Raw genomic sequence first — 24,969 nt, 5'->3', positions numbered from 1 at the left:
GGCCAGCAACGCAGGAAAGGCATGATATGAGCGAACAATCCACCTATACCCCTCCTAAGGTCTGGACGTGGGACAGTGAAAGCGGCGGACAATTTGCCAATATCAACCGGCCAATTGCTGGGGCCACACATGATAAGGACCTTCCGGTCGGAAAGCACCCTCTGCAGCTTTATTCGCTCGCTACACCCAACGGCGTCAAAGTCACTGTAATGCTCGAAGAGCTGCTGGCTCTGGGCCACAGTGGGGCAGAGTACAATGCCTGGCTGGTCAATATTGGCGAAGGCGACCAGTTTAGTTCGGGCTTTGTCGGAGCCAACCCCAACTCGAAAATTCCCGCGCTTTGGGATCATTCGAATGAAACACCTGTGCGCGTGTTCGAAAGTGCCTCAATTCTTATGCATCTGGCAGAGAAGTTCGGTGAGTTTCTACCCGCGAGTGGTGCGGAACGGACTGAGGTTATGAACTGGTTATTCTGGCAGATGGGCAGCGCACCCTATCTGGGTGGCGGCTTTGGCCATTTCTACGCCTACGCCCCTGAGAAGTGGCAATACCCGATTGACCGTTTCGCGATGGAAGCCAAGCGCCAGTTGGACGTATTGGATCGGGAACTTGCTGAAAAGACCTATATCGCTGGTGAAGAATACACGATCGCCGATATGGCTATCTGGCCTTGGTACGGACAACTGGTTTTGGGCCGTCTATACGATGCGGCGGAATTCCTTGATGTCGAAAGCTACAAGAACGTAATGCGGTGGGCCAAAGCAATCGACGCGCGCCCAGCCGTTCAGCGTGGTCGAATGGTCAATCGCCCATTTGGCGAACCTCACACTCAATTGCACGAACGTCACGATGCAAGCGACTTTGAGACGCGAACACAGGACAAGCTGGAAGCGGCAGACTAACGCGCTTTGTTATTTCAGGATCGGGGGCCGCTCGGGATCACTGCCTGGGGCGGCCCTTTCAACTTTCGGAGCCTGTGGCTGGGGTAAATCGAACCTAAGCCCGACCTTTGCCAGCGCGGCGGCTGCCGGATCCTCTGCTTCAAAGAACCCGACATCCAATGCACCCGCCTCAATCCCCGAAAATGTCAGCGCCTCAGAAACGGCGCGCGCCAGAGCAGGCTGCGCGTTTTCAACTGCCGAGACAAATCCCAAAAGATGGCCCCGACCGCCATCATCCGTCTTCGTTCCCACTAGAAAAGCCGCAGTGGCGAGGCCTGCTGCAGTCGCCAGCTTGGTATCAAGTGCAGTCAGCAATTTATCTGGCAGACCGGCGGGCGGGTGAAATTCAGTAAGCCTCTGCTGCACTTCTTGCGGGCCGTGCTGCAGCGTGCTTTCCAACCAGCCCAATGCCTCGGTCGGGATCAACATCGATGACGGCGCGGTCTGGAGGTTCAGGCCCAACCCAATTCCCTGCCCTGACAGCATTCCGGATAAAACACGCCCGGACAGAGCAACATAGGGAACCGGATGCCCCGCGAACTCTGCCAAACGTTCCTCAAGATCAAAGGCCAGCACGAAACGGCCATCAGCCACATCGAAGAGCTCAGGCGAAATATTCTCGTCCCTGGCCTCTTCCGACAGCATCAGGAACAGCTCGCTGTCGGCTAACCTTTCAAAGAAACGCAGCCGTGCTGAATCGTCTTCTGGCGCTGCAAGCATAGCGGCATGTGCAGCATCTAAAGCTGTGGTTTCAGTCATTCAGAACCTCTTGCACCCGTTGCCGAAGAACCGGCAAAAGCTCGGCCTCAAACCAGGGGTTTTTCTTCAGCCAAGCCGTATTGCGCCAAGACGGGTGAGGCAAGGCAAAGACCCGCGGCGCATGGTCTCTCCAACGGCTGACAGTCTCGGTGACCGGCGTTTTCACACCCAGATGGTATTTGTGCGCGTGACCGCCAACGAGGATTGTCAGCGGCACCTCTCCCAGCGCATTCATCACTTTTTCATGCCATGTGCGCCCACATATCGGCGGTGGTGGTAGGTCGGCCTTACGCGCATTATATCCAGGAAAGCAAAATGCCATCGGCACAATTGATACACGCGAGCGGTCATAAAAGCCTTGTTCGTCCAGCCCCAACCAATCCCTTAGGCGATCACCCGAGGGATCGGTAAAGGGCTTTCCCGACAGGTGCACCCGAGCCCCCGGTGCCTGACCCGCGATCAGAATTCGTGCACCGGATTGGAACCAGACAACCGGGCGTGGCTTGTGCGCGGTAGCCGTCTGCGCAAACCTGTCCGCGCAAAGTCGGCACTCTGCGATATCCTTAATGAGCGACTTCATCGGATTGAAACGTTCCCGCAATGAACACTCAATCAAGATAGGAATGAACGCGGCCGGAGCCAACAGCACCTAACTTGGCAACACTTCAATGTCATATCGCGGGATCCGCATTGATCATTTGTTTCATATTTCGACATAATGTGGCCAACATGGACCCGTAGCACACACACCTTCGAACCATAGCAAAACAGTACGATGACAGGCCGCAAATGCTGGAATTCGAAAATGTCAGCAAGTCATTCTGGACCGGAACCCGCCGCAAAGTGATTCTGGATCAGGTGTCGTTCCGTGTCGAACTGGGCACCTCCCTTGGGGTCCTGGCCCCGAACGGAACAGGCAAAACCACATTGATCAATATGATGGCAGGGTTGGAAAAACCGGACGAAGGTGTAATTCGACGGGATTGCCGTGTGTCTTTCCCCATGGGCTTCACCGGGGGTGTCGCCAAACGCCTGTCAGCGCTCGAAAACGCGCGCTCGATCGCCAAGATCTACGGCATGGACCCTGATTATGTCGAAGCCTATTGTAAATGGCTGTGCAATCTGGGTGAGTATTTTAACCAGCCGCTTGGCACCTACTCGTCCGGTATGCGCGCCAGATTCACCTTTGCGCTGATGTTGGCTCTGGATTTCGACATGTATCTGATTGACGAAGGGATGCCCTCGACCACAGATGTGGAATTCAACAAGAAAGCCGGCGATATCCTGAAAGAGAAGCTTCGGACAACAACCTTGGTAATCGTGTCACACAATCCATCTACCCTCGAGAAATTCGCGCGCCAAGCTGCTGTTTTGGTAGATGGTCAGCTTTATATGTTTGAAACCTTGGAAGAGGCGAAGCAGCTCTATGACTACCAAGCCCAAGGCTAGAAAATACAACCCTGACCGCGCAGCGCGCGGAGCTGGCACTGCTGAGGCGCGCTCGGATGCGATCGATCGTATTCGCAAGGCGACTCAGGCCTCTGGTTCCGGCACAGACGCGCAGCAGCCGGGGACCGAATTGGACGCAATCAAGCGCGAAGGGTTAACCGGGCGGCAATTGCGGGTCGCCAGACGGCTTGCCCACAAGAATGGGTTGGCGGCAACCTCTGATTATGACGCAGTGCGACTGTTGCGTAAGAAAGGGATTGATCCGTTTCAGCGTTCCAATCTGCTAGATCTTGCAGCTTACGATCAACGCAATTCAACCGACGACAAAGCGACGCAAGATAACATCAAAATTCACTTACCTCAGACCGCCAAAGAAACTCAAAAGAACCTGCCAGGTCCAGAGCTCAGCCCGGCCCAACGCCGCGAATATGAGATCGGGCAAATCCAGAAAGACATCGCCCGCAGACGGCGCCGCAAACTCGTTGCATTATTTGCGCGGCTAACGGCCTTTGTGATCCTGCCTACATTCATTGTGGGATACTATTTCTATCGGGTCGCAACGCCGATGTACGCCAGCGATTCCGTGTTTTCGATTTTGCAAGCCGACGGCGGAGGGGCCTCTTTCGGTGGCTTCCTCGCGGGGACACAGTTTGCAACGGCACAGGATTCGGTATCCACTCAGGAGTTTTTGGAATCCAAGGACGCGCTGGAACGCCTTGAACGGGATGTCGGGTTTGCTGAGTTCTTTCAGCAAGACAATATTGATCCGATCCAACGTTTGCCCTCTGATGCGACGCTTGAAGAAACTTACAAGCTTTTTAAGCGAATGATCACGATCGGGTACGACCCTAGTGATGGTGTCATACGCATGGAGGTCGCCGCGCCCAGCCCTGAAATCTCGGTCGATCTATCCAATCGTCTGATCTCTTACGCTGAGGAGAGGATTAATGGCCTGACCGAGCTGAAACGCGAAGATCAAATGCGTGATGCATTGGCGGGCTTTGAAGCCGCGCAAGAAGCGCGCAGGCAGGCACAGGAAGACCTGATCGAATTGCAGTTGCAGGGTGCCATACTGGATCCGCAAAGCGTGATCGCCAGCTTGCGTGCCAGAATCGATCAGTTTGAAATTGAGCTGCAGGATAAAGAATTGCAGCTGGCCGCCCTTCTTGACAATGCACGGCCCAACAAAGCTAAAGTGGACGGCACGCGTGCAGATATTAAACGGCTGGAGGCCGTGCTGTCAGAATTGAATGCTGAGATGCTGGATGCTTCAGCAGGCGAAAATTCGCTGGCGCGCCTGAGCGTACGTATTCAGATGGCACAGGCCGATCTAGCGGCGCGAGACATGATGCTGCAAACGGCAATGCAGCAAATGGAAGCCACACGGACCGAGGCCAACCGGAAAGTGCGGTATCTGACCGTCTCGGTGAACCCTGTTGCCAGCCAGGAACCCAGCTATCCGCGCAAGTTCGAAAATACGATTTTGGCTTTCCTGTTGTTTGCTGGTATCTACCTGATGATCTCGCTTACCGCGTCGGTCCTTCGTGAACAGGTATCCTCGTAAGACTCATGAAACATGTAAAAATCGCCGACCTGACAGTTGGCAACGACCTACCGCTGACCATCATCGCTGGCCCGTGCCAGCTTGAGACCGCCGATCACGCCCAGATGATCGCGGGCACTATGAAAGAGGCATGTGACGCTGCCGGGGCGCAGTATGTATTCAAGGCCTCGTATGACAAAGCAAACCGGACCTCACTGTCCGGCAAGCGTGGTATGGGCATTGATGCCGGGCTGAAGGTGCTGGACGACATTCGCAAATCCATGGGCATTCCGGTTTTGACCGATGTTCATACCGAAGCCCAATGCGCGATTACAGCCGAGGCTGTCGATATCCTGCAAATCCCTGCGTTTCTGTGTCGTCAGACGGACATGCTGCTGGCGGCAGGCAATACTGGAAAAGCGGTCAACGTAAAGAAGGGACAGTTTCTCGCCCCGTGGGAAATGCCCAATATCGTTACTAAGATCGAAAGCACTGGCAATCAGAACATCCTGCTGACCGAGCGCGGAACTTCGTTTGGCTACAATACGCTGGTCGCGGACATGCGGTCGCTGCCGCAGATGGCGCAAACCGGATATCCGGTCGTCATGGACGCAACCCATTCGGTGCAACAGCCCGGCGGCCAAGGCGGTTCCTCAGGAGGACAGCGTGAGTTTGCGCCAGTGATGGCGCGTGCCGCTGTCTCTCTGGGCGTCGGAGCCGTTTTCATAGAAACCCATCAAGATCCCGACACCGCACCCTCAGATGGGCCGAACATGATCCCTCTGGATCAGATGGGCCATCTGGTTGACACATTGATGCGATTTGATGCGCTGGCCAAAGAAAACCCAATTCAGATTTAAAGATTGAGATTTGTAATGACCAAACCCTTCAGTGAGGTGACCCCAAACACCTGGAGTTTTCTGCGCGACCCGATGATCAAGCCCACGGGCTTTCGCGAATATGATGCGCGGTGGAAATACCCTGACGAGATCAACCTGCCGGGTATGACGGCTCTGGGACTGGGTCTGGGTACCCAGATGCAGAAACGCGGAATCGCACCGGTAATTGCGGTGGGCAATGATTATCGTGATTATTCCCTGTCGATCAAAAACGCGCTGATCGTTGGGCTTATGCAGGCAGGCATTCAGGTAAAGGATATTGGCCCGGCGCTCAGCCCGATGGCTTATTTTGCACAGTTTCATCTGGATGTGCCCGCAGTTGCGATGGTCACAGCCAGCCACAACCCCAATGGCTGGACCGGCGTCAAAATGGGTTTCGATCGCCCTTTGACACACGGGCCTGACGAGATGTCCGAACTTCGCGATATCGTTCTGAACGGCGAAGGCCTCGCGTGCCCGGGTGGGTCATATGAATTCGTGGACGGTGTGAAAGAGGCCTATATCGACGATCTGGTCGGTGACTTCAAAATGTCCCGCCCGCTGAAGGTGGTCTGCGCCACCGGCAATGGAACTGCCGCTGCCTTTGCGCCCGAAATTTTCGAACGGATCGGTGTTGAAGTTGTGCCAAGCCACAACGATCTGGATTATACGTTCCCCAACTACAACCCAAACCCCGAAGCGATGGAAATGCTGCATGACATGTCCGATACAGTCAAAGCCAGCGGCGCCGATCTGGCGCTTGGTTTTGATGGCGATGGGGATCGTTGCGGCGTTGTAGATGACGAAGGCGAAGAGATATTTGCCGACAAGGTTGGCGTCATCATGGCCCGCGATCTGGCCAAGATTTATCCGAATTCGACCTTTGTGGCCGATGTGAAATCTACCGGTCTTTTTGCCAGCGACCCTGAACTGCAAGCTCATGGTGTAAAAGCCGACTATTGGAAAACCGGCCACAGCCACATGAAGCGCCGGGTCAAGGAAATCGGTGCGCTGGCCGGGTTTGAAAAATCGGGCCACTATTTCTTGGCTGAGCCGGTCGGGCGCGGATATGACTGCGGGATGCGCGTGGCGGTGGAAATCTGCAAGCTGATGGACCGCAACCCAGATCAGAGCATGTCGGACCTGCGCAAGGCGCTGCCCAAGACGTGGTCAACACCCACCATGTCACCTTATGCAGCGGATACCGAGAAATATGATATCTTGCAGCGCCTCGTCGATAAGTTGGTCGCAATGGCCGATGCTGGCGAAACCTTTGCGGGCCGAGCGATCAAAGAGGTTGTGACCGTCAATGGCGCGCGCGTCATTCTGGACAATGGCAGCTGGGGGCTGGTGCGCGCCTCGTCGAATACTCCGAACCTCGTGGTGGTTTGCGAAAGCAGCGAAAGCGAAGACGAATTGCGGGCGATTTTCGCCGATATTGATGCCGTTATTCGCACCGAGCCCGGCGTTGGCGAGTACGATCAAACCATCTAGCCCACCTAACAAGGGCGCTGGTTTCAGCGCCCTTGATCGGCGCAATCAATCCCCGCCCAGCAGTTTGAGAAGGCTTTTCTTGGCCTCGTCCTCCAGCTTGTCTTTAAGGGCATCCTCGATCTGACCGGTGTCCGTTACTGTGGTATCAAGTTCCTTCCCGACCTTTTCAAATACCTTTTGCTTGGCGTCATCTTCCAGTGCTTTGACTTTGCCCTCTGCTGCGGCCTCAATGACTTTGGTGAGGTCCGGCTTGATCGACGGGTCACTCCATGGCCCCACGATTCGAACGGGTACCGATATCCCCTCGCCTGCATTGGCGCGTAGAGCCACCGGCGTAAACAGATAGTCGATATCGCGAGCACCAAGACCAATTCGGCCCGTGCCATCCGCCCGAAAATTATCCAGTTTCATCAATAAGTCGTCGTTGTTCAGATCACCATCTTTCATCGTGAAGCTGGCTGTGAGGCTATTGAAAACCGTTGTGCCGCCTGAACCCCCTCCGCGCCCCATAAGGCGGTCCAGATCCACCCCGGAAATGACCCCTTTCCCGACTTCAATATTCCCTTTGCCGCTCAGCGACCGCATGATCTGATCTTCACTCTGCCCCACACCCAGAAACTCTAGATGCCCTGACCCGGTTCCCGACAGGCGCTTGATATCCCCAAGCGTTACAAGGGCTTCATTGATATCGATATTATCGGCTTTCAGATTTCCACCGACCGACAGACCATTGCGATTATTGGCAACCACCTGGCCATTCAGATGCCCTGAAAAAAGCGACGCGGGATGCATTTTCAACACAGCCCTCGAACGATCAAGGCTGAGCGTTAGATCACTTTTGCCAAAGCGCATGCCTGGCACCGAAATCGAATTCGCTTGCAGTCGGATCGTCCCGTTTGCGAGTGCCAGCGATGACGCATCTATTGGGGCTTTGGACCACCCTTCAGTCTCAGAACCGTTGCTTGATGTGTCATCATCCCCACTTGCATTGGACAAATCGAGATCGCCCGCTTTCAGGCGCGCCGTGATTTTTGGCGGATCAGATATCTGAATATCCGCTTCACCCTCAAGCCGATTATTGTCAAGGACAGCAACCATTTTCCGCAGTGAAATCCGCCCGTCTCGGGTATAGGTCATCTGCCCGGATACATTCGCAACCCGGCCCAAGCCTTCGGGAACGGTGACACCTCCCTGACCAAATGCAGCCAACATCTTGTGTGTATTTTTTGCGGTGACAGTAGTCTTGCCGTCCATTTCTCCGGCCAGATTCACCCGGCCGGAAAACTGAATCCCTCCACCGGGTGCAGTCAGACTTAGTTCCAACGGGGTCACCACCCCGCTCGAGAACGCAGGCAGGTCAGGAATGTTCAGGTTAACCTTAACGTTGCCTCCGGGCACCGGCATGCTGGCCTGCATTTCCATCGGGGCAGTCACGTCGGGCCAACGGGCAGATAGATCAACATCGGCGAAATCCATGCTGACCGCGCCATTCTCAATGTAGATCAACCGCGCGTTCTGCAGTTCCAACTGTTCCAGAGTCACCAGCCGACTTTCAACCGCTTGCGCCGACGCACCGGTGTCAGATGAATTTCCGGGTTGGTGCAACTCCCAATTCCCGCGCCCATCCGAACGTTCCAAACGCAGTGTTGGATGATCGGCTAGCACTCTCCTGATCCGGATATCACCCGACAGCAGCGCCGAGGCATCGACCCCTACAGCCAGCCTTTGAGCGCTCAGCATCGGCTCGGACCCGGCCCAGGGCGCATTGCCAAAGGTTACGCGACCGGTTTCCATGCCCAAAACGGGCCAGAAGGATAGTTTGACATCCCCAGACAGTTTTAATTCGCGACCAGTTTGTGCCTTGACCTGCTCAGCCAGGATCGTGGCAAGTTTGTCTCCTGGCATCAGCAGCAAGGCACTAATCACCAGCCCGAAGGCCGCAACCATAAGAAAGAGAATACGAATGAGCCACTTCATGAGTTTGCCTTTCCGGCTTATCTGCTCTGGTACAAGTCAGCCCTGTGTGGGCAGGATTTGCAAGGGGAAGCAATCCCCTCTATATGCCCGGCCATGAGCACGAACCCACCGAACCTCCGCCCCGATCTGGCCCCAGGGGCCCGCATCGCCGAGACACCCCGCCGCGGTCAGCCAACACTTGGAATGGTGTCGCTGGGCTGTCCTAAAGCGCTGGTTGATAGCGAACGTATTCTGACCCGTTTGCGTGCCGAAGGCTACGGTATCTCGCCGGACTATGCCGGAGCCGATGCCGTAATTGTGAACACCTGCGGTTTCTTGGATAGCGCTAAGGCCGAGTCTCTGGATGCCATCGGCGAGGCGCTGGTCGAAAATGGCAAAGTCATCGTGACCGGCTGTCTGGGCGCCGAACCCGATTATATCCGCGAGCATCACCCACGTATTCTGGCGGTGACCGGACCGCATCAATACGAACAGGTACTGGATGCGGTTCATGCCGCGGTTCCCCCGGATCCGAACCCCTATGTCGATCTGCTTCCGGCTTCGGGCGTGAAGCTGACGCCGCGCCACTACAGTTACCTCAAGATATCCGAGGGTTGTAATCATAAGTGCAAGTTTTGCATCATCCCGGACATGCGCGGAAAGCTGGCCAGCCGCCCAGCGCATGCTGTGCTCCGCGAGGCCGAGAAGCTAGTCGATAATGGCGTGCGCGAATTGTTGGTGATCTCGCAGGATACCTCGGCCTATGGCTTGGATCGCAGATATGATCTGAATCCGTGGAAAGATCGCGAGGTGCGCAGCCATATCACTGATCTGGCGCGTGAGCTGGGCCAATTCGATGCTTGGGTGCGGTTGCATTATGTCTACCCCTACCCCCATGTGCGCGATCTGATTCCGCTTATGGCGGATGCGGGCTGTAACGTGCTGCCCTATCTAGACATTCCGTTCCAGCACGCGCACCCGGACGTGTTAAAGCGCATGGCCCGGCCGGCCGCAGGGGCAAAAACTCTGGAAGAGATCTCGGCATGGCGCAAGACCTGCCCCGATATCACTCTGCGTTCGACATTCATTGTCGGATATCCTGGTGAAACCGAAGACGAATTCCAAACATTGCTCGACTGGATGGACGAAGCGCAATTGGATCGTGTCGGTTGCTTCCAATACGAAAATGTAGATGGCGCACGTTCAAACGACCTGCCAGATCATGTTCCAGCTGACGTGAAACAAGATCGGTGGGAACGCTTTATGGAGAAGGCGCAAGCCATTTCTGAGACTAAGCTGATGGCTAAAGTCGGGCAAACGATCGAGGTCATTGTAGATGACATCGATGATGAGGCCGCGACCTGCCGCACCAAATCCGACGCGCCTGAGATCGACGGCAATTTGTTTATCGATGAAGGTTTCAAGAACCTCAAACCGGGGGACATCGTCACCGTCGAGGTGGACGAAGCCGGGGAATACGATCTTTGGGGACGTTTGTGTTCGTCGGTGTGACCGAGACCCGGACTACAACAGCCCAAACAGAATCACGACCCAAGCAACACCAGCGGCAACAGCAGTAAGTGCCACTGCTGCACTTGCCGCGTCCTTGGCCTGCCCCGCCAGCACATGGTGGTCAGTCGAGGTATGATCGACTGCTCGTTCGATGGCTGTATTGAACAGTTCAGCCACCAATACCAGTATACCGAGCGCAAGGATCAACGCTTTTTCAGCGGAATCGAGCGGAAGCAGGAATGCCAAAGCGCCTGAAACAAGATTTGCCCAGCCCCAAGCCCGAAACGAATATTCTTCGCGCCAAGTAGCTGATAGGCCCTGCCAACTCCAGCGAGTGCGATCTTTCAGGTGATCAAATAATTTTCGCATAGGCCTTTCCGATCAATTCCACCTGAACCGACGTTCGCGACCTGCGGCAGAAAGGCAAGAAAAAACCGCCTTTCGGCGGCGGCAGCGGCTTGAATGTGCAGGCGGTCCGAATATATGGACCGCCTGCGAAACGCTTATTGCGTGACCGGATTACACACAGTCTGACCCGCCTCGGTCGTGGCCAGTTCGTAGCCTGCCGAACAGCTGGGCGTGCCATACTTGTCATAGTCGGGTTGGATATAGACCGGGGTCGGTTCCTCTTGCTGCGAGCACGCAGTCAGTACAACGGCCGTGGCGCAGATAGCAGCAAATTTCAGTTTCATGTCCATCAATCCTCTATTACTTTTCTGATATTGCCCAGTTTTTCGGGGCCGGTATCAGAATAGGACCAAGAATTTCATATGGCAACCGAATCGATAACGCTTTCGTGAATTAAGGCGAATCCACGCTGGAAGGCGGATTTTCATTCGCAGACTACCTTTTTTGACAAAGAACCCTAAACTCTGACTTCGACGTTAGCTAAAGACGGAGTAGCCACATGTCAGACGCCCCGATCATCGCCCAGAAATCGCCCTATCCGGTCGAAGTGACCGAAGGGAAAACCTATTTCTGGTGTGCCTGTGGCAAGTCCAAGCGGCAACCATTTTGCGACGGTTCGCACAAAGACACGTCGTTCGAACCAGTAAAATACACGGCTGAGGCCAGCAAAAAGGTGTTCTTTTGTGGCTGTAAGCACTGCGCCAATCCGCCGTTATGCGACGGGACGCACAATAAGCTCTGACGGTCAGGCCAGATCGTTCAGAGCACTGGCATTGGCGCAAAACTGCGGTGCAGCGGATGCTTTTTCCTGCTGATCAGCGAGCCAAAACTGGCATTGCTCGCTGCATCCAGCACTGCGGCACCGGGTCACCATCAGGGCGTATTCTTGAGGCGTGATCCTTCCCTCGGCCATTCCTTCGGTCAGGGATATCCCCATGCAACGCGCCACCGATCGTGTCAGCCAAAAGTGTTTTTCGATCTCACCCAGTCGGGTTCGAGGATCGTGCTCAACCATTGCTTCCTACCTTAATGGCCGCAAACATTGCCCGATTTGGGCGGGCGACTGGTGCCTTCTCTACATTTTCGTTCTTATGCAACCAGTCAGTACAGGCGTGCGCCCATTCGCAACCACGGCATGCGTGGATCATCTGAGCCCAGTCTTGCTGCTCCAGACGCCCATTCCGATGTGCCGCCACAACATCTGCGCCAATTGCCCGCGCCATTCTCTGAACTAGATGGAAATGCGGCATAATCCGCCCAAGTTGCAGCATGAACATGCTCCTCCTTTATGGCGCTAGCCTGTTCAACAATTCCTGGTTACGGCAGTATTCCGGTGCACTGCCCAAGTCGGTGCCCTGGTCCAAAAGGTCCGCGCAATGCCCCGGATTTGGGCATTGGGCACAGCGCAGTACTGCGTCCGAGATTTCATCAAATCGCAAGGCACCGTCAATCGCGGCCTCCTGCAGATCAACCCCGAGCGTTGTAGCCATCTCATCCATCAGACCTGCGTGATATCGCAGTGTTGCTCGGTCAGACATGCGTTTCCCTTTCTTTGCTCGCTGAAGAAAAGGTAGCCCATGCATCAAACGATGCCTTTGACTCAGGTCAATGCCCGGCTTCTAACTGTTCCAGATACACTCGGGTGGCATCTTGTACCCGGCGGAACCTGTCTCCACCCAGTTTCTTGCCGCCATACCAACGCGTCACGATTATGACGTGATCCGAAAGATCCGCGCGCTCCATCATCCGCAAAATGACCATCGCGGCACCGGATTCTCCATCGTCGGCCTTAAGCGCTCCGGTTGGCAACATCGCGGCCCAGGTGTTGTGCGTTGCCTTTGCATAAGCCTTGTCTGATTTAAGCTCTGCTAGCGCTGCATCAACGTCGGAACGGCTGGTAACCTTTGCACCGGTAACTGCATATTTCGACCCGCGATCGCTGAGCACCACGCCCAATCGGTCTAGCTGAATCATTATCGCAATCCCAACTGGCGGGCCGTTTGCAGAACCGCCTCGACCCGTTCAGCATTTGGCGGGTGTGTCGCCAAGAAGCGGTCACCCGGATCTGGAATTCGCTGGAAAAAGACCATTCCAACCATTGGATCATATCCTGCCGCATGGGTGATTTTTGTCCCCAAACGATCCGCCTCAAGCTCGAACACGCGCGTATAGTTCTGCACCCCGACCTCGGCACCCAGAGCCTGTGCACGCTCAATTCCCGCATCATCTGCACCTTGCTTGCGGGCGAGTTCGCCAAAAATGCGCGCGCTCTCCTTGGCATTTTTCGTTTGCCGGGCGATGTGACCCAGAATATGATGGGCTGCTTCATGCCCCATGACAAAAGCCATCTCTTCTGCGTTCGCTGTTGAATCAATCATCGGCCGCGTGAATATAATCAACGGTCGCCCGTCCTCGTCCAGCGTCTGGAATGCATTTGCTGGCGCTTTTGATGACAGATCAACCAGAATGGCAAAATCACAATTGGCAGAATGTGCCTGGCGGCGGCATTCCTTTTCAGCCGACGCTGCAACCGCGCGGCTGACCTGCTCGAATTCCCGTGCCTTTTCGCGAAGAGCCGGTGATGAGGGTTGCCATTCAGCTGCCGGAATCGCGATTACGGACGAAGCGCCGCAAGCCGCCAACAGCAAAACCAGCGACAAGGCAAAACCGCGCATTCCTATTCCTTTCAGTCAACCTGTCGGCAGACAAGCATAACGCGCCCAACTTGCCTGGGCTACTGCCGAATGCCGCTGCAACGGGTTGCATTGCGATCTCTGCCTAGGCACTCTGCCGATATGTTTTCAATTGAACACGAATTCGACTCGACGGTCATTACTCTGGTGGACGAAGGTGCCAAACCATTGCAAGAGGACGTCGTCATCAACAACTTTGCCGAGTGCGTCACGCTTGAGCAGCTGGACCCTCGAACTGATGAGATTCAAAAAATCACCCTGTCACCTGAGCAGGTACGCGATCTGGCGGCGGCTTTGGATTTGCCCGAAGGCGTCTATCAGATTCGTGAGAGCGACGATTTCATGAAATAGCGGTTTCCTTCCGTCTCTTTATCTGATCTCAGGCTGCCTTTCCGATTGAATTAGTCACCTTTTAGGGGGCAATTTGCCCTTGAAAGAAGATGGCATGCCTCCGACATAAGCACTGCCCATGTGAAGGAAGTTAACATATGTCCCTGAAAAACCAAGCTGCGTTGGATTTTCTGCAGGTGCGCCGATCGCGCCCAGCTAAGACGCTTGTGGCACCAGCCCCGACGCGGGAAGAGTTGATGCCTTTGCTCATCGCTGCCGCGCGCAGCCCCGACCACGGAAAGCTTGAGCCCTGGCGCTTTGTCGTTATCGAACATGGGGCCATGCAACGTCTTGCGGCGCTGACCGAAACCTGCGGTCTGGCCATGGGCAAAAGCGCCGAAGATATCGCCAAGGCACGCAGCCAGTTCGACATGGGCCATCTGGCCGTAGCTGTCATCGAAGTGCAGAAACCTTCCGAAAAGATTCCGGCAATTGAACAGACCTATTCGGCAGGCGCCGTTTGTCTGGCATTGTTGAACGCGGCATTGGCTGCGGGTTGGGGCGCGAACTGGCTTTCAGGCTGGCAGTCCCATAACCGCAGCTTTTGCGAGCAAGGACTGGGGTTGTCCAAAAATGAGAAAATAGCAGGCTTCATCCACATTGCGACTGAAGGGACTACCCCTCCCGAGCGACCGCGCCCGGATGTAACTACACTGACGCAATGGGTCTCAGAATGATCATCGTTCAGTCATTTCTGCAGGCTCTGGGTCAGATCGGCGACCCAAGATTTCGCAAGGTTCTTCTGTTGGGTGTTGGCCTGACCTTCGCGCTGTTGGTGGCTGCCTATGCCGGCTTTTTGTGGCTGATAAACGCACTGGTCGGTGATCAGGCCACCCTGCCGATATTGGGTGAGGTGACATGGCTTAACGATCTGCTCAGTGTCTCCTCGTTCTTGTTGATGATGGTGTTATCGGTATTTCTGATGGTCCCCGTCGCCTCGGCCATTACCTCGATGTTTCTGGACGAGGTCGCGCAGGCGGTTGAGGACAAGCACTATCCCACTCTATCTCCTGCCACTCGCATCTCATTCGGCGACGCCCTGCGGGATACGTTCAGCTTTTTGGGGGTTTTGATCGTCGCCAACCTGCTGGCGCTGATCCTCTATGCATTCTTCACCCCATTTGCGTTGTTCATTTTCTGGGGCATGAACGGGTTTCTATTGGGGCGAGAGTATTTCACGTTGGCCGCCATGCGTCGACTGGGGCGCGAAGGTGCACGGAAACTGCGGGCAAAACATGCAACAACAATTTGGGTCGCGGGCGTCCTTATGGCAGTTCCGCTCTCGGTTCCGCTGGTCAATCTGCTGATCCCGATACTTGGTGCCGCGACCTTCACCCATATCTACCACGGCTTATCGGATGACCAACGCTAATTTAGCCGCGTGGTTCCAGTTGGTTCAGCCAATCAAAATCCCTTACGCTGATCAATCCCGATATGATGATGCCTGCAATGATGGCCCACAGAACCACTGAAATCCCGGTGGTGATCCACAGCTTCTTCTTCATGTGATGAACTTCTGGCGCGCCGGCATGGGTTCCCGGAACAATATCGCCCAGATCACCCTGTGTTTTGATGCGAATCGGCAGGACCACAAGCAGGGTCATAAACCAGATAACTGCGAATAGAACAAAAGCTGCAGTGATGGTCATAGGCGTTAAACCTGTTCCAGCTCGACCAGGCAGCCGTTGAAGTCTTTTGGATGCAGGAAAAGAACTGGTTTGCCGTGCGCACCGATTTTGGGCTCACCCGAGCCTAAAACCCGCGCCCCTGTCTCTTTCAGATGATCGCGGGCCGCGATAATGTCTTCGACCTCATAGCAGACATGATGGATACCACCTGAAGGGTTCTTTTCCAAAAACCCATTGATAGGGCTGTTCTCACCCAATGGATACAAGAGTTCAATCTTGGTGTTGGGCAATTCGATGAACACCACGGTGACCCCATGATCTGGTTCATCTTGAGGTGCGCCGACCTTGGCACCCAGCGCATTGCGATACTGGGCCGAGGCAGCCTCGAGGTCGGGAACAGCGATGGCAACATGGTTCAGGCGACCGATCATGGAACTCTCCTTCATTCTGCGCTGCGGCGGTTATGGGGGTTGTCCGGCTAAAGGGCAAGTGCGCCAAAACGCGCGTTAACCCTGTATTAGCCAGAAGTTCCTAGCGTGAGATATCTGCTAATCAGGAGTTCTGCCATGGACGATTCGGAACCTTTCGCTTCTCCGGAGTTGCCAACCAAAATTCGGCCACTACTGGGCCAAACCATCCTAGTGGTCGAAGACAGCCGCTATGCTTGCGACGCGATACGCTTGATGTGCCTGCACAGCGGAGCGCGTATTCGGCGGGCGGATTGCCTGAAATCGGCGCGGCGGCATTTGCAGATCTACCGACCTTCGGTCCTGATTGTTGATATGGGTCTTCCCGATGGTTCGGGCGCAGATCTGATTGCCGAGTTGACCCATGCAGTTCCCCGAATCGGCGTCATTCTGGGGTTGTCTGGCGATGACAACGCCCAATCACTTGCCCTGCGTGCAGGGGCGGATGGCTTTCTGGCCAAACCCCTCAAATCGGTTGCTTATTTCCAGAAAACTATTCTTGCGCTTTTGCCGGAAGACCGGCGCCCCAGTGACCTCGGCACGGTCAAAGACGATATCATTCACCCGGACCCGTTGGCGTATCAGGACGACATGGCCCATATCGCCGATGTACTCACCGGGCCGACGGACCAACGCACGCTAAACTATGCCACGCAGTTTCTGCAAAGCGTTGCGCGAGATGCGAATGACACAACGCTTGCAGAGGCGGTGCATGAGCTTGCCCGGTCGCAATCCAAAGGTGCCCCGATGACAGCACAGACGGCAAGAGTCGCAGGCCTTGTGCAAGACCGCCTGGAACGACAGGAGGCAATCTGACGTGCTGACTGCCTACTTCTTAACGGCCTCGATCCTGAGTGTTTGGTTCTATCGCCGGACACGATTTACCGCTAAAAACATCCGCCGCAAGCGGCGAAACCATGGGAGCCCGTTTGACTGAACCGTGGCAGGTACTTCTAATACGCGACCAACTCGCAATCATCGCTGCGTGTTTGGGTCTTTGCCACCAGCAAGACAAAACCTCCCGCACACGGCGAGCGGTTGGCTTTAGTCCTGTGGAATGATCCTTAGACCCAACTCCATCAGCTGATCCGATGTCGGATCAGAGGGTGCATCCATCATCAGGTCTTCGGCGCGCTGGTTCATCGGGAACATCATCACCTCGCGGATGTTGGCCTCATTCGCCAACAGCATCACGATCCGGTCGATACCAGCCGCGCAGCCACCGTGCGGTGGCGCGCCGTAGTGGAATGCGTTGAACAAAGCGCCAAAGCGGGATTTGACTTCGTCTTCGCCGTACCCTGCCAGTTCAAAGGCCTTCAACATGATCTCGGGCTTGTGGTTCCGGATCGCACCCGACACCAACTCGTAGCCGTTGCAGGCCAGATCATACTGATACCCACGTACGTCCAGAGGGTTGCCCTGCAAAGCTTCCATTCCGCCCTGCGGCATCGAGAACGGGTTGTGTTCAAAATCAATGGCGCCGGTTTCTTCATCCTGCTCGTAGATCGGGAAGTCCACGATCCAGGCAAAGGCAAAACGGTCTTTTTCAGTCAGACCAAGCTCTTCGCCAATCACATCCCGCGCTTTGCCAGCGACCTTTTCAAAGGCCTTCGGTTTACCGCCCAAGAAGAACGCCGCATCACCGACGCCCAGACCCAATTGCTGACGGATTGCCTCGGTGCGTTCGGGGCCGATGTTCTTGGCCAGCGGACCTGCGGCTTCCATACCTTCGCCCTGATCCCGCCAGAAAATGTAACCCATACCGGGCAGACCTTCTTTCTGGGCAAAGGCGTTCATACGGTCACAGAACTTGCGGCTGCCACCGCTCGCCGCAGGGATGGCGCGGATTTCGGTGCCGTCCTGCTCTAGCAGCTTCGCGAATATCGCGAATCCAGACCCACGGAAGTGGTCTGAGACCACTTGCATTTTGATGGGGTTCCGCAGGTCGGGCTTGTCGGTGCCGTACCACAGGGCCGAGTCCTTGTAGGAGATTTGCGGCCACTCCTGATCGACCTTGCGACCACCACCGAACTCTTCGAACACGCCGGTCAGAACGGGCTGGATGGTGTCGAACACGTCCTGCTGCTCGACAAACGACATCTCGAGATCAAGCTGGTAAAAATCGGTCGGCGAACGGTCAGCGCGCGGGTCTTCGTCGCGGAAGCAGGGTGCGATCTGGAAATATTTGTCGAAACCCGACACCATGATCAGCTGTTTGAACTGCTGCGGCGCCTGCGGCAACGCGTAGAATTTGCCCGGGTGCAAACGCGACGGCACCAAGAAGTCGCGTGCGCCTTCGGGTGAGGATGCCGTAATGATTGGCGTTTGATACTCGCGGAAGCCCTGATCCCACATGCGGCGGCGCATGGATGCAACAACGTCCGAGCGCAGGGTCATGTTCTGCTGCATCGCCTCGCGCCGCAGGTCGAGGTAACGATAGCGCAGACGGGTTTCCTCGGGGTATTCCTGATCACCGAAGACCATCAAAGGCAGTTCGTCAGCCGCGCCCAGAACCTCAAGCTCACGCACATAAACCTCAATCTCACCTGTTGGCAATTTCGGGTTAACGAGATCAGCGTCGCGGGCTTTGACGGTACCGTCGATGCGGATACACCATTCGGCACGGACCTTTTCCAGTTCAGAAAACGCCGCGCTATCACCGTCGCAAAGAACCTGCGTTACACCGAAATGGTCGCGCAGGTCGATGAATAGCACACCGCCGTGGTCTCGAACCCGATGCACCCAGCCAGACAGGCGGACGGTTTCACCGACATTGGCGGCGGTCAGAGCGGCGCAGGTGTGGCTGCGATAGGCGTGCATGGATCATATCCCTTCGGGCGCAGAATTCGTCGCGCCGATACACCCCTTTGGGCTAGGAAAGTCAAGGCGGGTCGCGCCGTCAAAACGGCCTTTGCACGTTGCCCGAGTAGAAATAGACACCAAGCCCAGCCGCAAAGATAATATTGCCGGCAATTGCATGCAGAAGAACAGCGTAGAAGAATGACCCTCGCTTGCGATAGGCCCAGGTGAACAGAAGGCCTCCGGCGAAAGTCATGATCGCGACGACCCAGCTCCAATACATCAGGTGCGCAAGCGAAAACAGCCCGGCGTTCAGCAGATAGGCCGTGCGGCCTTGGGGCAGGATCGCGTGGTAGCGTCGGAAAAAGAGAGAGCGGAATAGCAGTTCTTGCGGCAGAGCGGACAACAACGGGTAGCCGATCCAAATGAATATCAGCATCTCCGGGCGATACAGCAGCAGAGCAAAGGCTGCATCTGGTCGTGCCCACAATACTAGCGCGGAACAGAAGGCAGCCATGAACAGGGTAAATGCAACGACTTCCGTCCACGACCAGTTTCGCCAACCATATCGAAGCTCGGCCCAAGAGAATCCGGGCGTATCCTGCAGCAGCAAAATGCCGAGGCCGGTAAACGCAAAGAGAGAAGGAAACATCCAGCTCGGCGGGAACAAAGTCGCGATCAGGACCGGGACGGCGACATAGAATAGTATGAACTCGATCCTGAGGCGTTGGTTGGTTGCTGGGGTATCCACCCACTCGGTGTTTTTGCTCAATGTGCTACAAGCTCCGCCCGGATCAGCCCCCGCAGGGAATTTCCAAAGTAGATAGATTGTGCGTTTTGAAGATCGGTCAAGGTCAGAACAGCTTCGGTAACTTGTTTATTATCCAGTAATTCCTCACGCAGAATACCCGGGAGCAAACCGCAATACAGAGAAGGCGTCAGTTGTCTTCCATCGGGCATGGTCAGGAACAGGTTCGTGATTGTACCTTCGCAAAGCTCCTCCCGTTCGTTGAGAAACAGCAGTTCGTCAACACCCTGCGGCAGCTCTGCCCGCGCCATGTCATAAACGGCCCTGCGGGTCGTTTTGTGGCGCAGCCAGATATCCGATGAAGAGAGCCTCTGTTTGGCCAGATCCACGCGCCAGACGGGGGGATTGGCGGCCAGTCCTCCGGTTGTCAGGTCAAATTTACCATCCGTGTCCAGGGTCAAACGGCAGCGCAATGCAATCTCACCCGAACTCGCGTCCAGAATCATCCGCGCGGCGGTTCGGTCAAACGCAATCCCCAGCTTCTCAGCTGTGCGGGCCATGCGGGATAGATGTCGATCGAGGCGAACAAACCCCTGACCCGGCCTGTAGGCCAAAGTTTCGATCAGACGGAAATCAGACTCAGCTGGTGGGCGAAGCGGGCTTTCCATAGCGCCTCCTCATATTCTGAAGGGGCAGTGCTGTCCCAGACCAGCCCACCGCCGACGTTCAGGGTCGCTTTGTCGTCTTCAACCATAAGAGTGCGGATGGCCACGTTGAATTCAGATCGCCCATCCGGTGCTGCCCAGCCAATGGTGCCGCAATAGGCATCGCGGGGCCACGGCTCAAGATCAGACAGGATTTCCATCGCCCTGATCTTAGGTGCCCCGGTGATCGAGCCGCACGGGAAGAGGGCCGTCAGAATATCCGACAACCCGACGCCGACATGCAATTGCGCCTGCACCAGCGAGACCATCTGGTGCACGGTTGCATAGGTCTCGACCTTGAACAGCTCTGGCACTTTTACCGACCCGGCCAAAGCCACCCGGCTGATATCGTTGCGTAACAGATCAACGATCATCAGATTCTCAGCCCGGTTCTTTCCGTCTGATGACAAGAAAACGCGGCGGCGTTCGTCTTCGACCGGGTCTTCGCTGCGCGGTTGGGTGCCCTTCATCGGGCGCGTTTCGATCCGACCTTCGGCATCGGTGCGGAAGAACAGTTCAGGAGATCGGCTCAGCAAGTCGGGCAAGCCATCCTGCTGGACCAATGCGCCATGACCAACAGGCTGGCCCGCCGCCAGCGTAGCGTAAAGCGCGGCGCTGTCTCCGGTCACTTCAAGGTCTATCGGGAAAGTGAGATTAGCTTGATAGATGTCCCCAGCACCGATGGCGTCATGCACCAACCGAAAGGCTTGGGTGTAGCGCGCCTCGTCCCAACGAGGTTCAAACTCGGTGATACCGCCAGTATTTTGTGACAGGCCAACGCGATCCGGTTCATCAAACACCCCGAAACACAACAACGGCAGGCGACGACCTGCTGGCAATCGATCCGCGAGTCGTGGTTCCAGCACATAGCCAAGTTCGTAACTTGCGTATCCTGCCAGCCAAGCCCCATCCGCGCGCACCTGATCAAGCGCCGCCAGAGCCTGGGGCACCTCTTCCGCGTTGTCCGCGCGGATAATCCGGATTGGACGCTCGAAACGAGTTCCGCGCCCGGCTGGTCCTTGATCGAAACGAATACGCAATTGCATCCTCATTTGCCGTGCTGCGCGGTATAGAGAATAGCGCGCCGAGGGAAAGAGGGGAAAGCGGCAATTTTAAACCCATTTCCGATAGCTCTTGCACCTTTTCGCGCGGTCCCTATAACGCAGGACAATTTGGGCGCTGGGGCGGTGCCCTGACTCGCGGACAATCGAAGGAACAAGGCCATGCCGAGAAGAACCGACATCCAGTCGATCATGATCATCGGGGCGGGGCCCATTGTCATCGGTCAGGCCTGCGAATTCGACTATTCCGGTGCGCAGGCCTGTAAGGCGCTGCGAGAAGAAGGCTACCGGGTCATTCTGGTGAACTCGAACCCCGCGACGATCATGACCGACCCCGGTTTGGCTGATGCGACATATATTGAGCCGATCACGCCCGAGGTTGTCGCCAAGATCATCGAAAAAGAACGCCCCGATGCGCTGCTGCCCACAATGGGTGGACAGACCGGCCTGAACACTTCGTTGGCACTGGAAGAGATGGGCGTGCTGGACGAGTTCGGTGTCGAGATGATTGGCGCCAAACGCGACGCCATTGAAATGGCCGAAGACCGTGCTCTGTTCCGCGAAGCAATGGACCGGCTGGGTATCGAAAACCCCAAGGCCGAAATCGTGACCGCGCCCAAGGATGAGGACGGCAAGAAGGACCTCGACGCGGGCGTGGCGCTGGCGCTGGACACGCTTGAAACCGTGGGCCTGCCCGCCATCATTCGCCCCGCTTTCACGTTGGGCGGCACCGGCGGTGGTGTGGCGTATAACCGCGAGGACTACATCCATATTTGCCGCTCGGGCATGGATGCCTCGCCCGTGGGTCAGATCCTGATCGACGAAAGCCTGCTGGGCTGGAAAGAATATGAGATGGAGGTGGTGCGCGACACCGCCGACAACGCCATTATCGTCTGTTCCATCGAAAACGTGGACCCGATGGGTGTTCATACCGGGGATTCGATCACTGTCGCCCCAGCCCTGACGCTCACCGACAAAGAATATCAAATCATGCGCAATCACTCGATTGCCGTACTGCGCGAGATCGGCGTCGAGACCGGCGGCTCGAACGTGCAATGGGCGATTAACCCGGTTGATGGCCGCATGGTGGTGATCGAGATGAACCCGCGCGTGTCGCGCTCCTCGGCGCTGGCGTCCAAAGCGACCGGTTTCCCGATTGCCAAGATCGCCGCGAAACTGGCCGTGGGCTACACGTTGGACGAGTTGGACAACGACATCACCAAGGTCACGCCCGCGTCGTTCGAGCCGACCATCGACTATGTTGTCACCAAGATCCCGAAATTCGCGTTTGAGAAATTCCCTGGGTCTGAGCCCTACCTGACCACCGCGATGAAGTCGGTGGGTGAGGCCATGTCGATCGGCCGCACGATCCACGAATCAATGCAGAAGGCCCTGGCTTCGATGGAATCCGGCCTGACCGGCTTTGATGAGATTGAAATCCCCGGCCTGAATGTAGGTGTTTGGGAAGAAGCCGACGACAAAGCTGCCGTAATCAAGGCTATCAGCCAGCAGACCCCAGATCGTCTGCGCACCATTGCCCAAGCCATGCGCCACGGCCTGACTGATGATGAGATTTTCGGCGTTACCAAGTTTGACCCATGGTTCCTGGCTCGCATCCGCGAGATTATCGAGGCCGAGCGTCAGGTTCGTAAAGACGGCCTGCCGGTGACCGAGGACGGTATCCGCAAACTGAAAATGCTGGGCTTCACTGATGCGCGACTGGGCAACCTGACTGGTCGCGACGAAGACAATGTCCGTCGTGCCCGCCGCAATCTGGGTGTGAATGCAGTCTTCAAACGCATCGACACCTGCGCCGCTGAGTTCGAAGCGCAGACACCCTACATGTACTCGACCTACGAGGCCCCTATGATGGGTGAGGTTGAGTGCGAGGCGCGCCCGAGCGACCGCAAAAAGGTCGTCATCCTTGGTGGTGGTCCGAACCGGATCGGCCAGGGGATCGAGTTCGATTATTGCTGCTGCCACGCCTGTTTCGCTCTGACCGAAGCGGGCTATGAGACCATCATGATCAACTGCAACCCCGAGACGGTTTCAACCGATTATGACACCTCTGACCGGCTGTATTTCGAGCCGTTGACCTTCGAGCACGTCATGGAAATCCTGACAAAAGAACAGGAAAGCGGCACGCTGCACGGTGTGATCGTTCAGTTCGGCGGACAGACCCCACTGAAACTGGCCAACGCGCTTGAAGCTGAAGGCATTCCGATCCTTGGCACCACTCCAGACGCCATCGACCTTGCCGAAGACCGCGAGCGGTTCCAGGCGTTGGTCAACGATCTGGGCCTGAAACAGCCGAAGAACGGCATTGCTTCGACTGATGAGCAAGCGCTGGAGATTGCCGAAGAGATCGGATTCCCGCTGGTGATCCGTCCGTCCTACGTTCTGGGTGGTCGCGCGATGGAAATCGTGCGCGATATGGATCAGCTGCGGCGTTATATCAACGAGGCCGTGGTGGTCTCGGGCGACAGCCCCGTGCTGTTGGACAGCTATCTGGCCGGTGCGGTCGAACTGGACGTGGACGCCTTGTGCGATGGCACCGATGTTCACGTTGCGGGCATCATGCAGCATATCGAAGAGGCTGGCGTCCACTCGGGCGACTCGGCTTGTTCTCTGCCGCCTTATTCGCTGTCCGACGAGATCATCGAGCAGATCAAAGAACAGGCGTTTAAACTGGCCAAGGCGCTGAATGTCGTCGGCCTTATGAACGTCCAGTTCGCGATCAAGGATGATGAGATTTACCTGATCGAAGTGAACCCCCGCGCCTCGCGTACCGTGCCCTTTGTAGCTAAGGCGACGGACAGCGCGATTGCATCGATTGCCGCACGCGTAATGGCAGGTGAAAAACTGGCGGATTTCCCCAAACGCCCACCTTACAAGACAGTAGACGACACCAAGATCGCCGACCAGATGACTCTGGCCGACCCGAACATGCCCTGGTTCTCGGTCAAAGAGGCGGTACTGCCCTTTGCCCGTTTCCCCGGCGTCGATACGATCCTCGGCCCCGAGATGCGTTCAACCGGAGAGGTCATGGGCTGGGACCGCGACTTCCCACGCGCTTTCCTGAAGGCGCAAATGGGGGCGGGTATGGTGCTGCCATCTTCGGGTCGTGCGTTTATTTCGATCAAGGATGCAGACAAGGGTCCGGATATGCTCGAAGCGGCGCGCGTTTTGGTTGAGCAGGGCTTCGAGCTTGTTGCGACCCGCGGCACACAAAGCTGGCTGGACGGCGAAGGCGTACCGTGCGGCGTGGTCAACAAAGTGTACGAAGGCCGCCCGGATGTGACCGACCTGATGAAGGACGGCGGCGTGCAGTTGGTCATGAACTCGACCGAGGGCGCACAGGCGGTAGAAGACAGCCGTTCAATCCGTTCGATCGCGTTGTATGACAAGATTCCATACTACACCACAGCCGCCGCCAGCTACGCCGCTGCGCTGGCGATTAAGGCGCAGGCCGAAGGCGATGTTGAGGTAAAATCGCTACAAGGATAGACCTTTGCATCCAAATGTATGAATTGACCCCG

At 56.2% G+C, this 24,969-nt stretch carries 28 protein-coding genes; 12 read left to right on the top strand and 16 right to left on the bottom strand.

Features of this window, described 5'->3' with window-relative positions:
* The first annotated feature begins 26 nt into the window (after positions 1–26).
* Positions 27–902, top strand: coding sequence for a glutathione-dependent disulfide-bond oxidoreductase (yghU, locus tag ACR0JR_RS07170; protein ID WP_480455594.1), 876 nt, complete (start codon positions 27–29; stop codon positions 900–902).
* A 9-nt stretch (positions 903–911) separates the two neighbouring features.
* Here the strand turns inward: yghU and ACR0JR_RS07165 are convergent, their stop codons facing one another.
* Positions 912–1,700, bottom strand: coding sequence for an SseB family protein (locus tag ACR0JR_RS07165; protein ID WP_480455593.1), 789 nt, complete (start codon positions 1,698–1,700; stop codon positions 912–914).
* A complete protein-coding gene (locus ACR0JR_RS07160; RefSeq protein ID WP_480455592.1) occupies positions 1,693–2,280 on the bottom strand; it encodes a uracil-DNA glycosylase family protein in 588 nt (195 codons plus the stop codon). The genes ACR0JR_RS07165 and ACR0JR_RS07160 overlap by 8 nt, the downstream gene beginning before the upstream one ends.
* Positions 2,281–2,489: 209 nt before the next feature.
* On the opposite strand from ACR0JR_RS07160, the gene ACR0JR_RS07155 reads away from it, so the two are divergent.
* The 4 genes from ACR0JR_RS07155 to ACR0JR_RS07140 are packed head-to-tail and all read left to right on the top strand — an operon-like array spanning position 2,490 to position 7,064.
* Positions 2,490–3,149, top strand: coding sequence for an ABC transporter ATP-binding protein (locus ACR0JR_RS07155; RefSeq protein ID WP_480455591.1), 660 nt, complete (start codon positions 2,490–2,492; stop codon positions 3,147–3,149).
* Entirely contained in the window at positions 3,127–4,713 is a 1,587-nt protein-coding gene (locus ACR0JR_RS07150) for a KpsE/RkpR family capsule polysaccharide export protein (protein ID WP_170472815.1), read from the top strand. The genes ACR0JR_RS07155 and ACR0JR_RS07150 overlap by 23 nt, the downstream gene beginning before the upstream one ends.
* Positions 4,714–4,718: 5 nt before the next feature.
* A complete protein-coding gene (kdsA, locus tag ACR0JR_RS07145) occupies positions 4,719–5,552 on the top strand; it encodes a 3-deoxy-8-phosphooctulonate synthase (RefSeq protein ID WP_319545035.1) in 834 nt (277 codons plus the stop codon).
* A gap of 15 nt (positions 5,553–5,567) precedes the next feature.
* Positions 5,568–7,064 carry a phosphomannomutase/phosphoglucomutase gene (locus ACR0JR_RS07140; protein WP_480455590.1) on the top strand — a complete coding sequence of 499 codons (1,497 nt, stop codon included), beginning with the start codon at positions 5,568–5,570 and terminating at the stop codon, positions 7,062–7,064.
* A 45-nt stretch (positions 7,065–7,109) separates the two neighbouring features.
* Here the strand turns inward: ACR0JR_RS07140 and ACR0JR_RS07135 are convergent, their stop codons facing one another.
* Positions 7,110–9,041, bottom strand: coding sequence for an AsmA family protein (locus ACR0JR_RS07135; protein WP_480455588.1), 1,932 nt, complete (start codon positions 9,039–9,041; stop codon positions 7,110–7,112).
* Positions 9,042–9,134: 93 nt separating this feature from the next.
* On the opposite strand from ACR0JR_RS07135, the gene rimO reads away from it, so the two are divergent.
* Positions 9,135–10,532, top strand: a complete 1,398-nt coding sequence (rimO, locus tag ACR0JR_RS07130) for a 30S ribosomal protein S12 methylthiotransferase RimO (protein WP_480455587.1) — start codon at positions 9,135–9,137, stop codon at positions 10,530–10,532.
* 12 nt (positions 10,533–10,544) lie between these two features.
* Here rimO and ACR0JR_RS07125 read toward each other — a convergent pair whose 3' ends face one another.
* Together ACR0JR_RS07125 and ACR0JR_RS07120 are read right to left on the bottom strand one after the other, a co-directional pair.
* Complete coding sequence (locus tag ACR0JR_RS07125) at positions 10,545–10,901, bottom strand: diacylglycerol kinase (RefSeq protein ID WP_010441833.1); 357 nt, start codon at positions 10,899–10,901, stop codon at positions 10,545–10,547.
* Positions 10,902–11,035: 134 nt separating this feature from the next.
* Complete coding sequence (locus ACR0JR_RS07120; protein WP_010441832.1) at positions 11,036–11,224, bottom strand: hypothetical protein; 189 nt, start codon at positions 11,222–11,224, stop codon at positions 11,036–11,038.
* A 215-nt stretch (positions 11,225–11,439) separates the two neighbouring features.
* Here ACR0JR_RS07120 and ACR0JR_RS07115 point away from each other — a divergent pair, with 215 nt between their 5' ends.
* Positions 11,440–11,682, top strand: coding sequence for a CDGSH iron-sulfur domain-containing protein (locus ACR0JR_RS07115; protein WP_010441831.1), 243 nt, complete (start codon positions 11,440–11,442; stop codon positions 11,680–11,682).
* Between the two features lie 3 nt (positions 11,683–11,685).
* On the opposite strand, the gene ACR0JR_RS07110 is transcribed toward ACR0JR_RS07115, so the two are convergent.
* The 5 genes from ACR0JR_RS07110 to ACR0JR_RS07090 all read right to left on the bottom strand — a co-directional run bounded on the left by ACR0JR_RS07110 (position 11,686) and on the right by ACR0JR_RS07090 (position 13,615).
* Entirely contained in the window at positions 11,686–11,955 is a 270-nt protein-coding gene (locus tag ACR0JR_RS07110) for a DUF6455 family protein (RefSeq protein WP_010441830.1), read from the bottom strand.
* Positions 11,948–12,211: a DUF6455 family protein gene (locus ACR0JR_RS07105; RefSeq protein ID WP_480455586.1), complete on the bottom strand. Its 264-nt coding sequence runs from the start codon at positions 12,209–12,211 to the stop codon at positions 11,948–11,950. Before ACR0JR_RS07105 ends, ACR0JR_RS07110 begins: the two co-directional genes overlap by 8 nt.
* A 15-nt stretch (positions 12,212–12,226) precedes the next feature.
* Positions 12,227–12,478, bottom strand: coding sequence for a DUF6455 family protein (locus tag ACR0JR_RS07100; protein ID WP_480455585.1), 252 nt, complete (start codon positions 12,476–12,478; stop codon positions 12,227–12,229).
* A 67-nt stretch (positions 12,479–12,545) separates the two neighbouring features.
* Positions 12,546–12,914 carry a YigZ family protein gene (locus tag ACR0JR_RS07095; RefSeq protein WP_170472842.1) on the bottom strand — a complete coding sequence of 123 codons (369 nt, stop codon included), beginning with the start codon at positions 12,912–12,914 and terminating at the stop codon, positions 12,546–12,548.
* Positions 12,914–13,615 (bottom strand): M48 family metallopeptidase, encoded by a 702-nt coding sequence (locus ACR0JR_RS07090; RefSeq protein WP_480455584.1) that lies wholly within the window; start codon positions 13,613–13,615, stop codon positions 12,914–12,916. Before ACR0JR_RS07090 ends, ACR0JR_RS07095 begins: the two co-directional genes overlap by 1 nt.
* A 120-nt stretch (positions 13,616–13,735) precedes the next feature.
* Here ACR0JR_RS07090 and ACR0JR_RS07085 point away from each other — a divergent pair, with 120 nt between their 5' ends.
* The 3 genes from ACR0JR_RS07085 to ACR0JR_RS07075 all read left to right on the top strand — a co-directional run bounded on the left by ACR0JR_RS07085 (position 13,736) and on the right by ACR0JR_RS07075 (position 15,395).
* Positions 13,736–13,984, top strand: a complete 249-nt coding sequence (locus ACR0JR_RS07085; protein WP_170472848.1) for a hypothetical protein — start codon at positions 13,736–13,738, stop codon at positions 13,982–13,984.
* Positions 13,985–14,121: 137 nt separating this feature from the next.
* A complete protein-coding gene (locus ACR0JR_RS07080) occupies positions 14,122–14,700 on the top strand; it encodes a nitroreductase family protein (protein ID WP_480455583.1) in 579 nt (192 codons plus the stop codon).
* On the top strand, positions 14,697–15,395 hold the full coding sequence (locus tag ACR0JR_RS07075; RefSeq protein ID WP_480455582.1) for an EI24 domain-containing protein: 699 nt from the start codon (positions 14,697–14,699) through the stop codon (positions 15,393–15,395). The genes ACR0JR_RS07080 and ACR0JR_RS07075 overlap by 4 nt, the downstream gene beginning before the upstream one ends.
* 1 nt (position 15,396) lies before the next feature.
* Here ACR0JR_RS07075 and ACR0JR_RS07070 read toward each other — a convergent pair whose 3' ends face one another.
* The gene (locus tag ACR0JR_RS07070) at positions 15,397–15,672 is read right to left on the bottom strand and encodes a DUF1467 family protein (protein ID WP_170472854.1); all 276 of its coding nucleotides are present in this window, start codon (positions 15,670–15,672) and stop codon (positions 15,397–15,399) included.
* 5 nt (positions 15,673–15,677) lie between these two features.
* The gene (gene mce / locus ACR0JR_RS07065) at positions 15,678–16,082 is read right to left on the bottom strand and encodes a methylmalonyl-CoA epimerase (protein ID WP_010441821.1); all 405 of its coding nucleotides are present in this window, start codon (positions 16,080–16,082) and stop codon (positions 15,678–15,680) included.
* Positions 16,083–16,217: 135 nt separating this feature from the next.
* Here mce and ACR0JR_RS07060 point away from each other — a divergent pair, with 135 nt between their 5' ends.
* Positions 16,218–16,934 (top strand): response regulator, encoded by a 717-nt coding sequence (locus ACR0JR_RS07060; RefSeq protein ID WP_480455581.1) that lies wholly within the window; start codon positions 16,218–16,220, stop codon positions 16,932–16,934.
* Positions 16,935–17,162: 228 nt separating this feature from the next.
* Here the strand turns inward: ACR0JR_RS07060 and aspS are convergent, their stop codons facing one another.
* The 4 genes from aspS to ACR0JR_RS07040 form a co-directional block, all read right to left on the bottom strand.
* The gene (gene aspS / locus ACR0JR_RS07055; RefSeq protein WP_480455580.1) at positions 17,163–18,938 is read right to left on the bottom strand and encodes an aspartate--tRNA ligase; all 1,776 of its coding nucleotides are present in this window, start codon (positions 18,936–18,938) and stop codon (positions 17,163–17,165) included.
* Positions 18,939–19,017: 79 nt separating this feature from the next.
* Positions 19,018–19,689, bottom strand: coding sequence for a CPBP family intramembrane glutamic endopeptidase (locus ACR0JR_RS07050; RefSeq protein WP_480455579.1), 672 nt, complete (start codon positions 19,687–19,689; stop codon positions 19,018–19,020).
* Positions 19,686–20,333 (bottom strand): aminotransferase class IV family protein, encoded by a 648-nt coding sequence (locus ACR0JR_RS07045; RefSeq protein ID WP_480455578.1) that lies wholly within the window; start codon positions 20,331–20,333, stop codon positions 19,686–19,688. The genes ACR0JR_RS07050 and ACR0JR_RS07045 overlap by 4 nt, the downstream gene beginning before the upstream one ends.
* The gene (locus tag ACR0JR_RS07040; RefSeq protein ID WP_480455809.1) at positions 20,288–21,415 is read right to left on the bottom strand and encodes an aminodeoxychorismate synthase component I; all 1,128 of its coding nucleotides are present in this window, start codon (positions 21,413–21,415) and stop codon (positions 20,288–20,290) included. The genes ACR0JR_RS07045 and ACR0JR_RS07040 overlap by 46 nt, the downstream gene beginning before the upstream one ends.
* A gap of 177 nt (positions 21,416–21,592) precedes the next feature.
* Between ACR0JR_RS07040 and carB the strand changes: the two genes are divergently transcribed.
* Entirely contained in the window at positions 21,593–24,937 is a 3,345-nt protein-coding gene (gene carB, locus ACR0JR_RS07035) for a carbamoyl-phosphate synthase large subunit (protein WP_480455577.1), read from the top strand.
* The last annotated feature ends 32 nt before the right edge of the window (positions 24,938–24,969 follow it).

Source organism: Ruegeria sp. AA3, from assembly GCF_056542905.1.
Note: the sequence above shows the minus strand (reverse complement) of the source record. Positions and strands in the feature narration are given on the sequence as shown.

Bases quoted from the DNA above. Each gene is read 5' to 3' on its own strand.
- yghU (WP_480455594.1), top strand. From the start codon at position 27: ATGAGCGAACAATCCACCTATACCCCTCCTAAGGTCTGGACGTGGGAC.
- ACR0JR_RS07165 (WP_480455593.1), bottom strand. From the start codon at position 1,700: ATGACTGAAACCACAGCTTTAGATGCTGCACATGCCGCTATGCTTGCA.
- ACR0JR_RS07160 (WP_480455592.1), bottom strand. From the start codon at position 2,280: ATGAAGTCGCTCATTAAGGATATCGCAGAGTGCCGACTTTGCGCGGAC.
- ACR0JR_RS07155 (WP_480455591.1), top strand. From the start codon at position 2,490: ATGCTGGAATTCGAAAATGTCAGCAAGTCATTCTGGACCGGAACCCGC.
- ACR0JR_RS07150 (WP_170472815.1), top strand. From the start codon at position 3,127: ATGACTACCAAGCCCAAGGCTAGAAAATACAACCCTGACCGCGCAGCG.
- kdsA (WP_319545035.1), top strand. From the start codon at position 4,719: ATGAAACATGTAAAAATCGCCGACCTGACAGTTGGCAACGACCTACCG.
- ACR0JR_RS07140 (WP_480455590.1), top strand. From the start codon at position 5,568: ATGACCAAACCCTTCAGTGAGGTGACCCCAAACACCTGGAGTTTTCTG.
- ACR0JR_RS07135 (WP_480455588.1), bottom strand. From the start codon at position 9,041: ATGAAGTGGCTCATTCGTATTCTCTTTCTTATGGTTGCGGCCTTCGGG.
- rimO (WP_480455587.1), top strand. From the start codon at position 9,135: ATGAGCACGAACCCACCGAACCTCCGCCCCGATCTGGCCCCAGGGGCC.
- ACR0JR_RS07125 (WP_010441833.1), bottom strand. From the start codon at position 10,901: ATGCGAAAATTATTTGATCACCTGAAAGATCGCACTCGCTGGAGTTGG.
- ACR0JR_RS07120 (WP_010441832.1), bottom strand. From the start codon at position 11,224: ATGAAACTGAAATTTGCTGCTATCTGCGCCACGGCCGTTGTACTGACT.
- ACR0JR_RS07115 (WP_010441831.1), top strand. From the start codon at position 11,440: ATGTCAGACGCCCCGATCATCGCCCAGAAATCGCCCTATCCGGTCGAA.
- ACR0JR_RS07110 (WP_010441830.1), bottom strand. From the start codon at position 11,955: ATGGTTGAGCACGATCCTCGAACCCGACTGGGTGAGATCGAAAAACAC.
- ACR0JR_RS07105 (WP_480455586.1), bottom strand. From the start codon at position 12,211: ATGCTGCAACTTGGGCGGATTATGCCGCATTTCCATCTAGTTCAGAGA.
- ACR0JR_RS07100 (WP_480455585.1), bottom strand. From the start codon at position 12,478: ATGTCTGACCGAGCAACACTGCGATATCACGCAGGTCTGATGGATGAG.
- ACR0JR_RS07095 (WP_170472842.1), bottom strand. From the start codon at position 12,914: ATGATTCAGCTAGACCGATTGGGCGTGGTGCTCAGCGATCGCGGGTCG.
- ACR0JR_RS07090 (WP_480455584.1), bottom strand. From the start codon at position 13,615: ATGCGCGGTTTTGCCTTGTCGCTGGTTTTGCTGTTGGCGGCTTGCGGC.
- ACR0JR_RS07085 (WP_170472848.1), top strand. From the start codon at position 13,736: ATGTTTTCAATTGAACACGAATTCGACTCGACGGTCATTACTCTGGTG.
- ACR0JR_RS07080 (WP_480455583.1), top strand. From the start codon at position 14,122: ATGTCCCTGAAAAACCAAGCTGCGTTGGATTTTCTGCAGGTGCGCCGA.
- ACR0JR_RS07075 (WP_480455582.1), top strand. From the start codon at position 14,697: ATGATCATCGTTCAGTCATTTCTGCAGGCTCTGGGTCAGATCGGCGAC.
- ACR0JR_RS07070 (WP_170472854.1), bottom strand. From the start codon at position 15,672: ATGACCATCACTGCAGCTTTTGTTCTATTCGCAGTTATCTGGTTTATG.
- mce (WP_010441821.1), bottom strand. From the start codon at position 16,082: ATGATCGGTCGCCTGAACCATGTTGCCATCGCTGTTCCCGACCTCGAG.
- ACR0JR_RS07060 (WP_480455581.1), top strand. From the start codon at position 16,218: ATGGACGATTCGGAACCTTTCGCTTCTCCGGAGTTGCCAACCAAAATT.
- aspS (WP_480455580.1), bottom strand. From the start codon at position 18,938: ATGCACGCCTATCGCAGCCACACCTGCGCCGCTCTGACCGCCGCCAAT.
- ACR0JR_RS07045 (WP_480455578.1), bottom strand. From the start codon at position 20,333: ATGGAAAGCCCGCTTCGCCCACCAGCTGAGTCTGATTTCCGTCTGATC.
- ACR0JR_RS07040 (WP_480455809.1), bottom strand. From the start codon at position 21,415: ATGCAATTGCGTATTCGTTTCGATCAAGGACCAGCCGGGCGCGGAACT.
- carB (WP_480455577.1), top strand. From the start codon at position 21,593: ATGCCGAGAAGAACCGACATCCAGTCGATCATGATCATCGGGGCGGGG.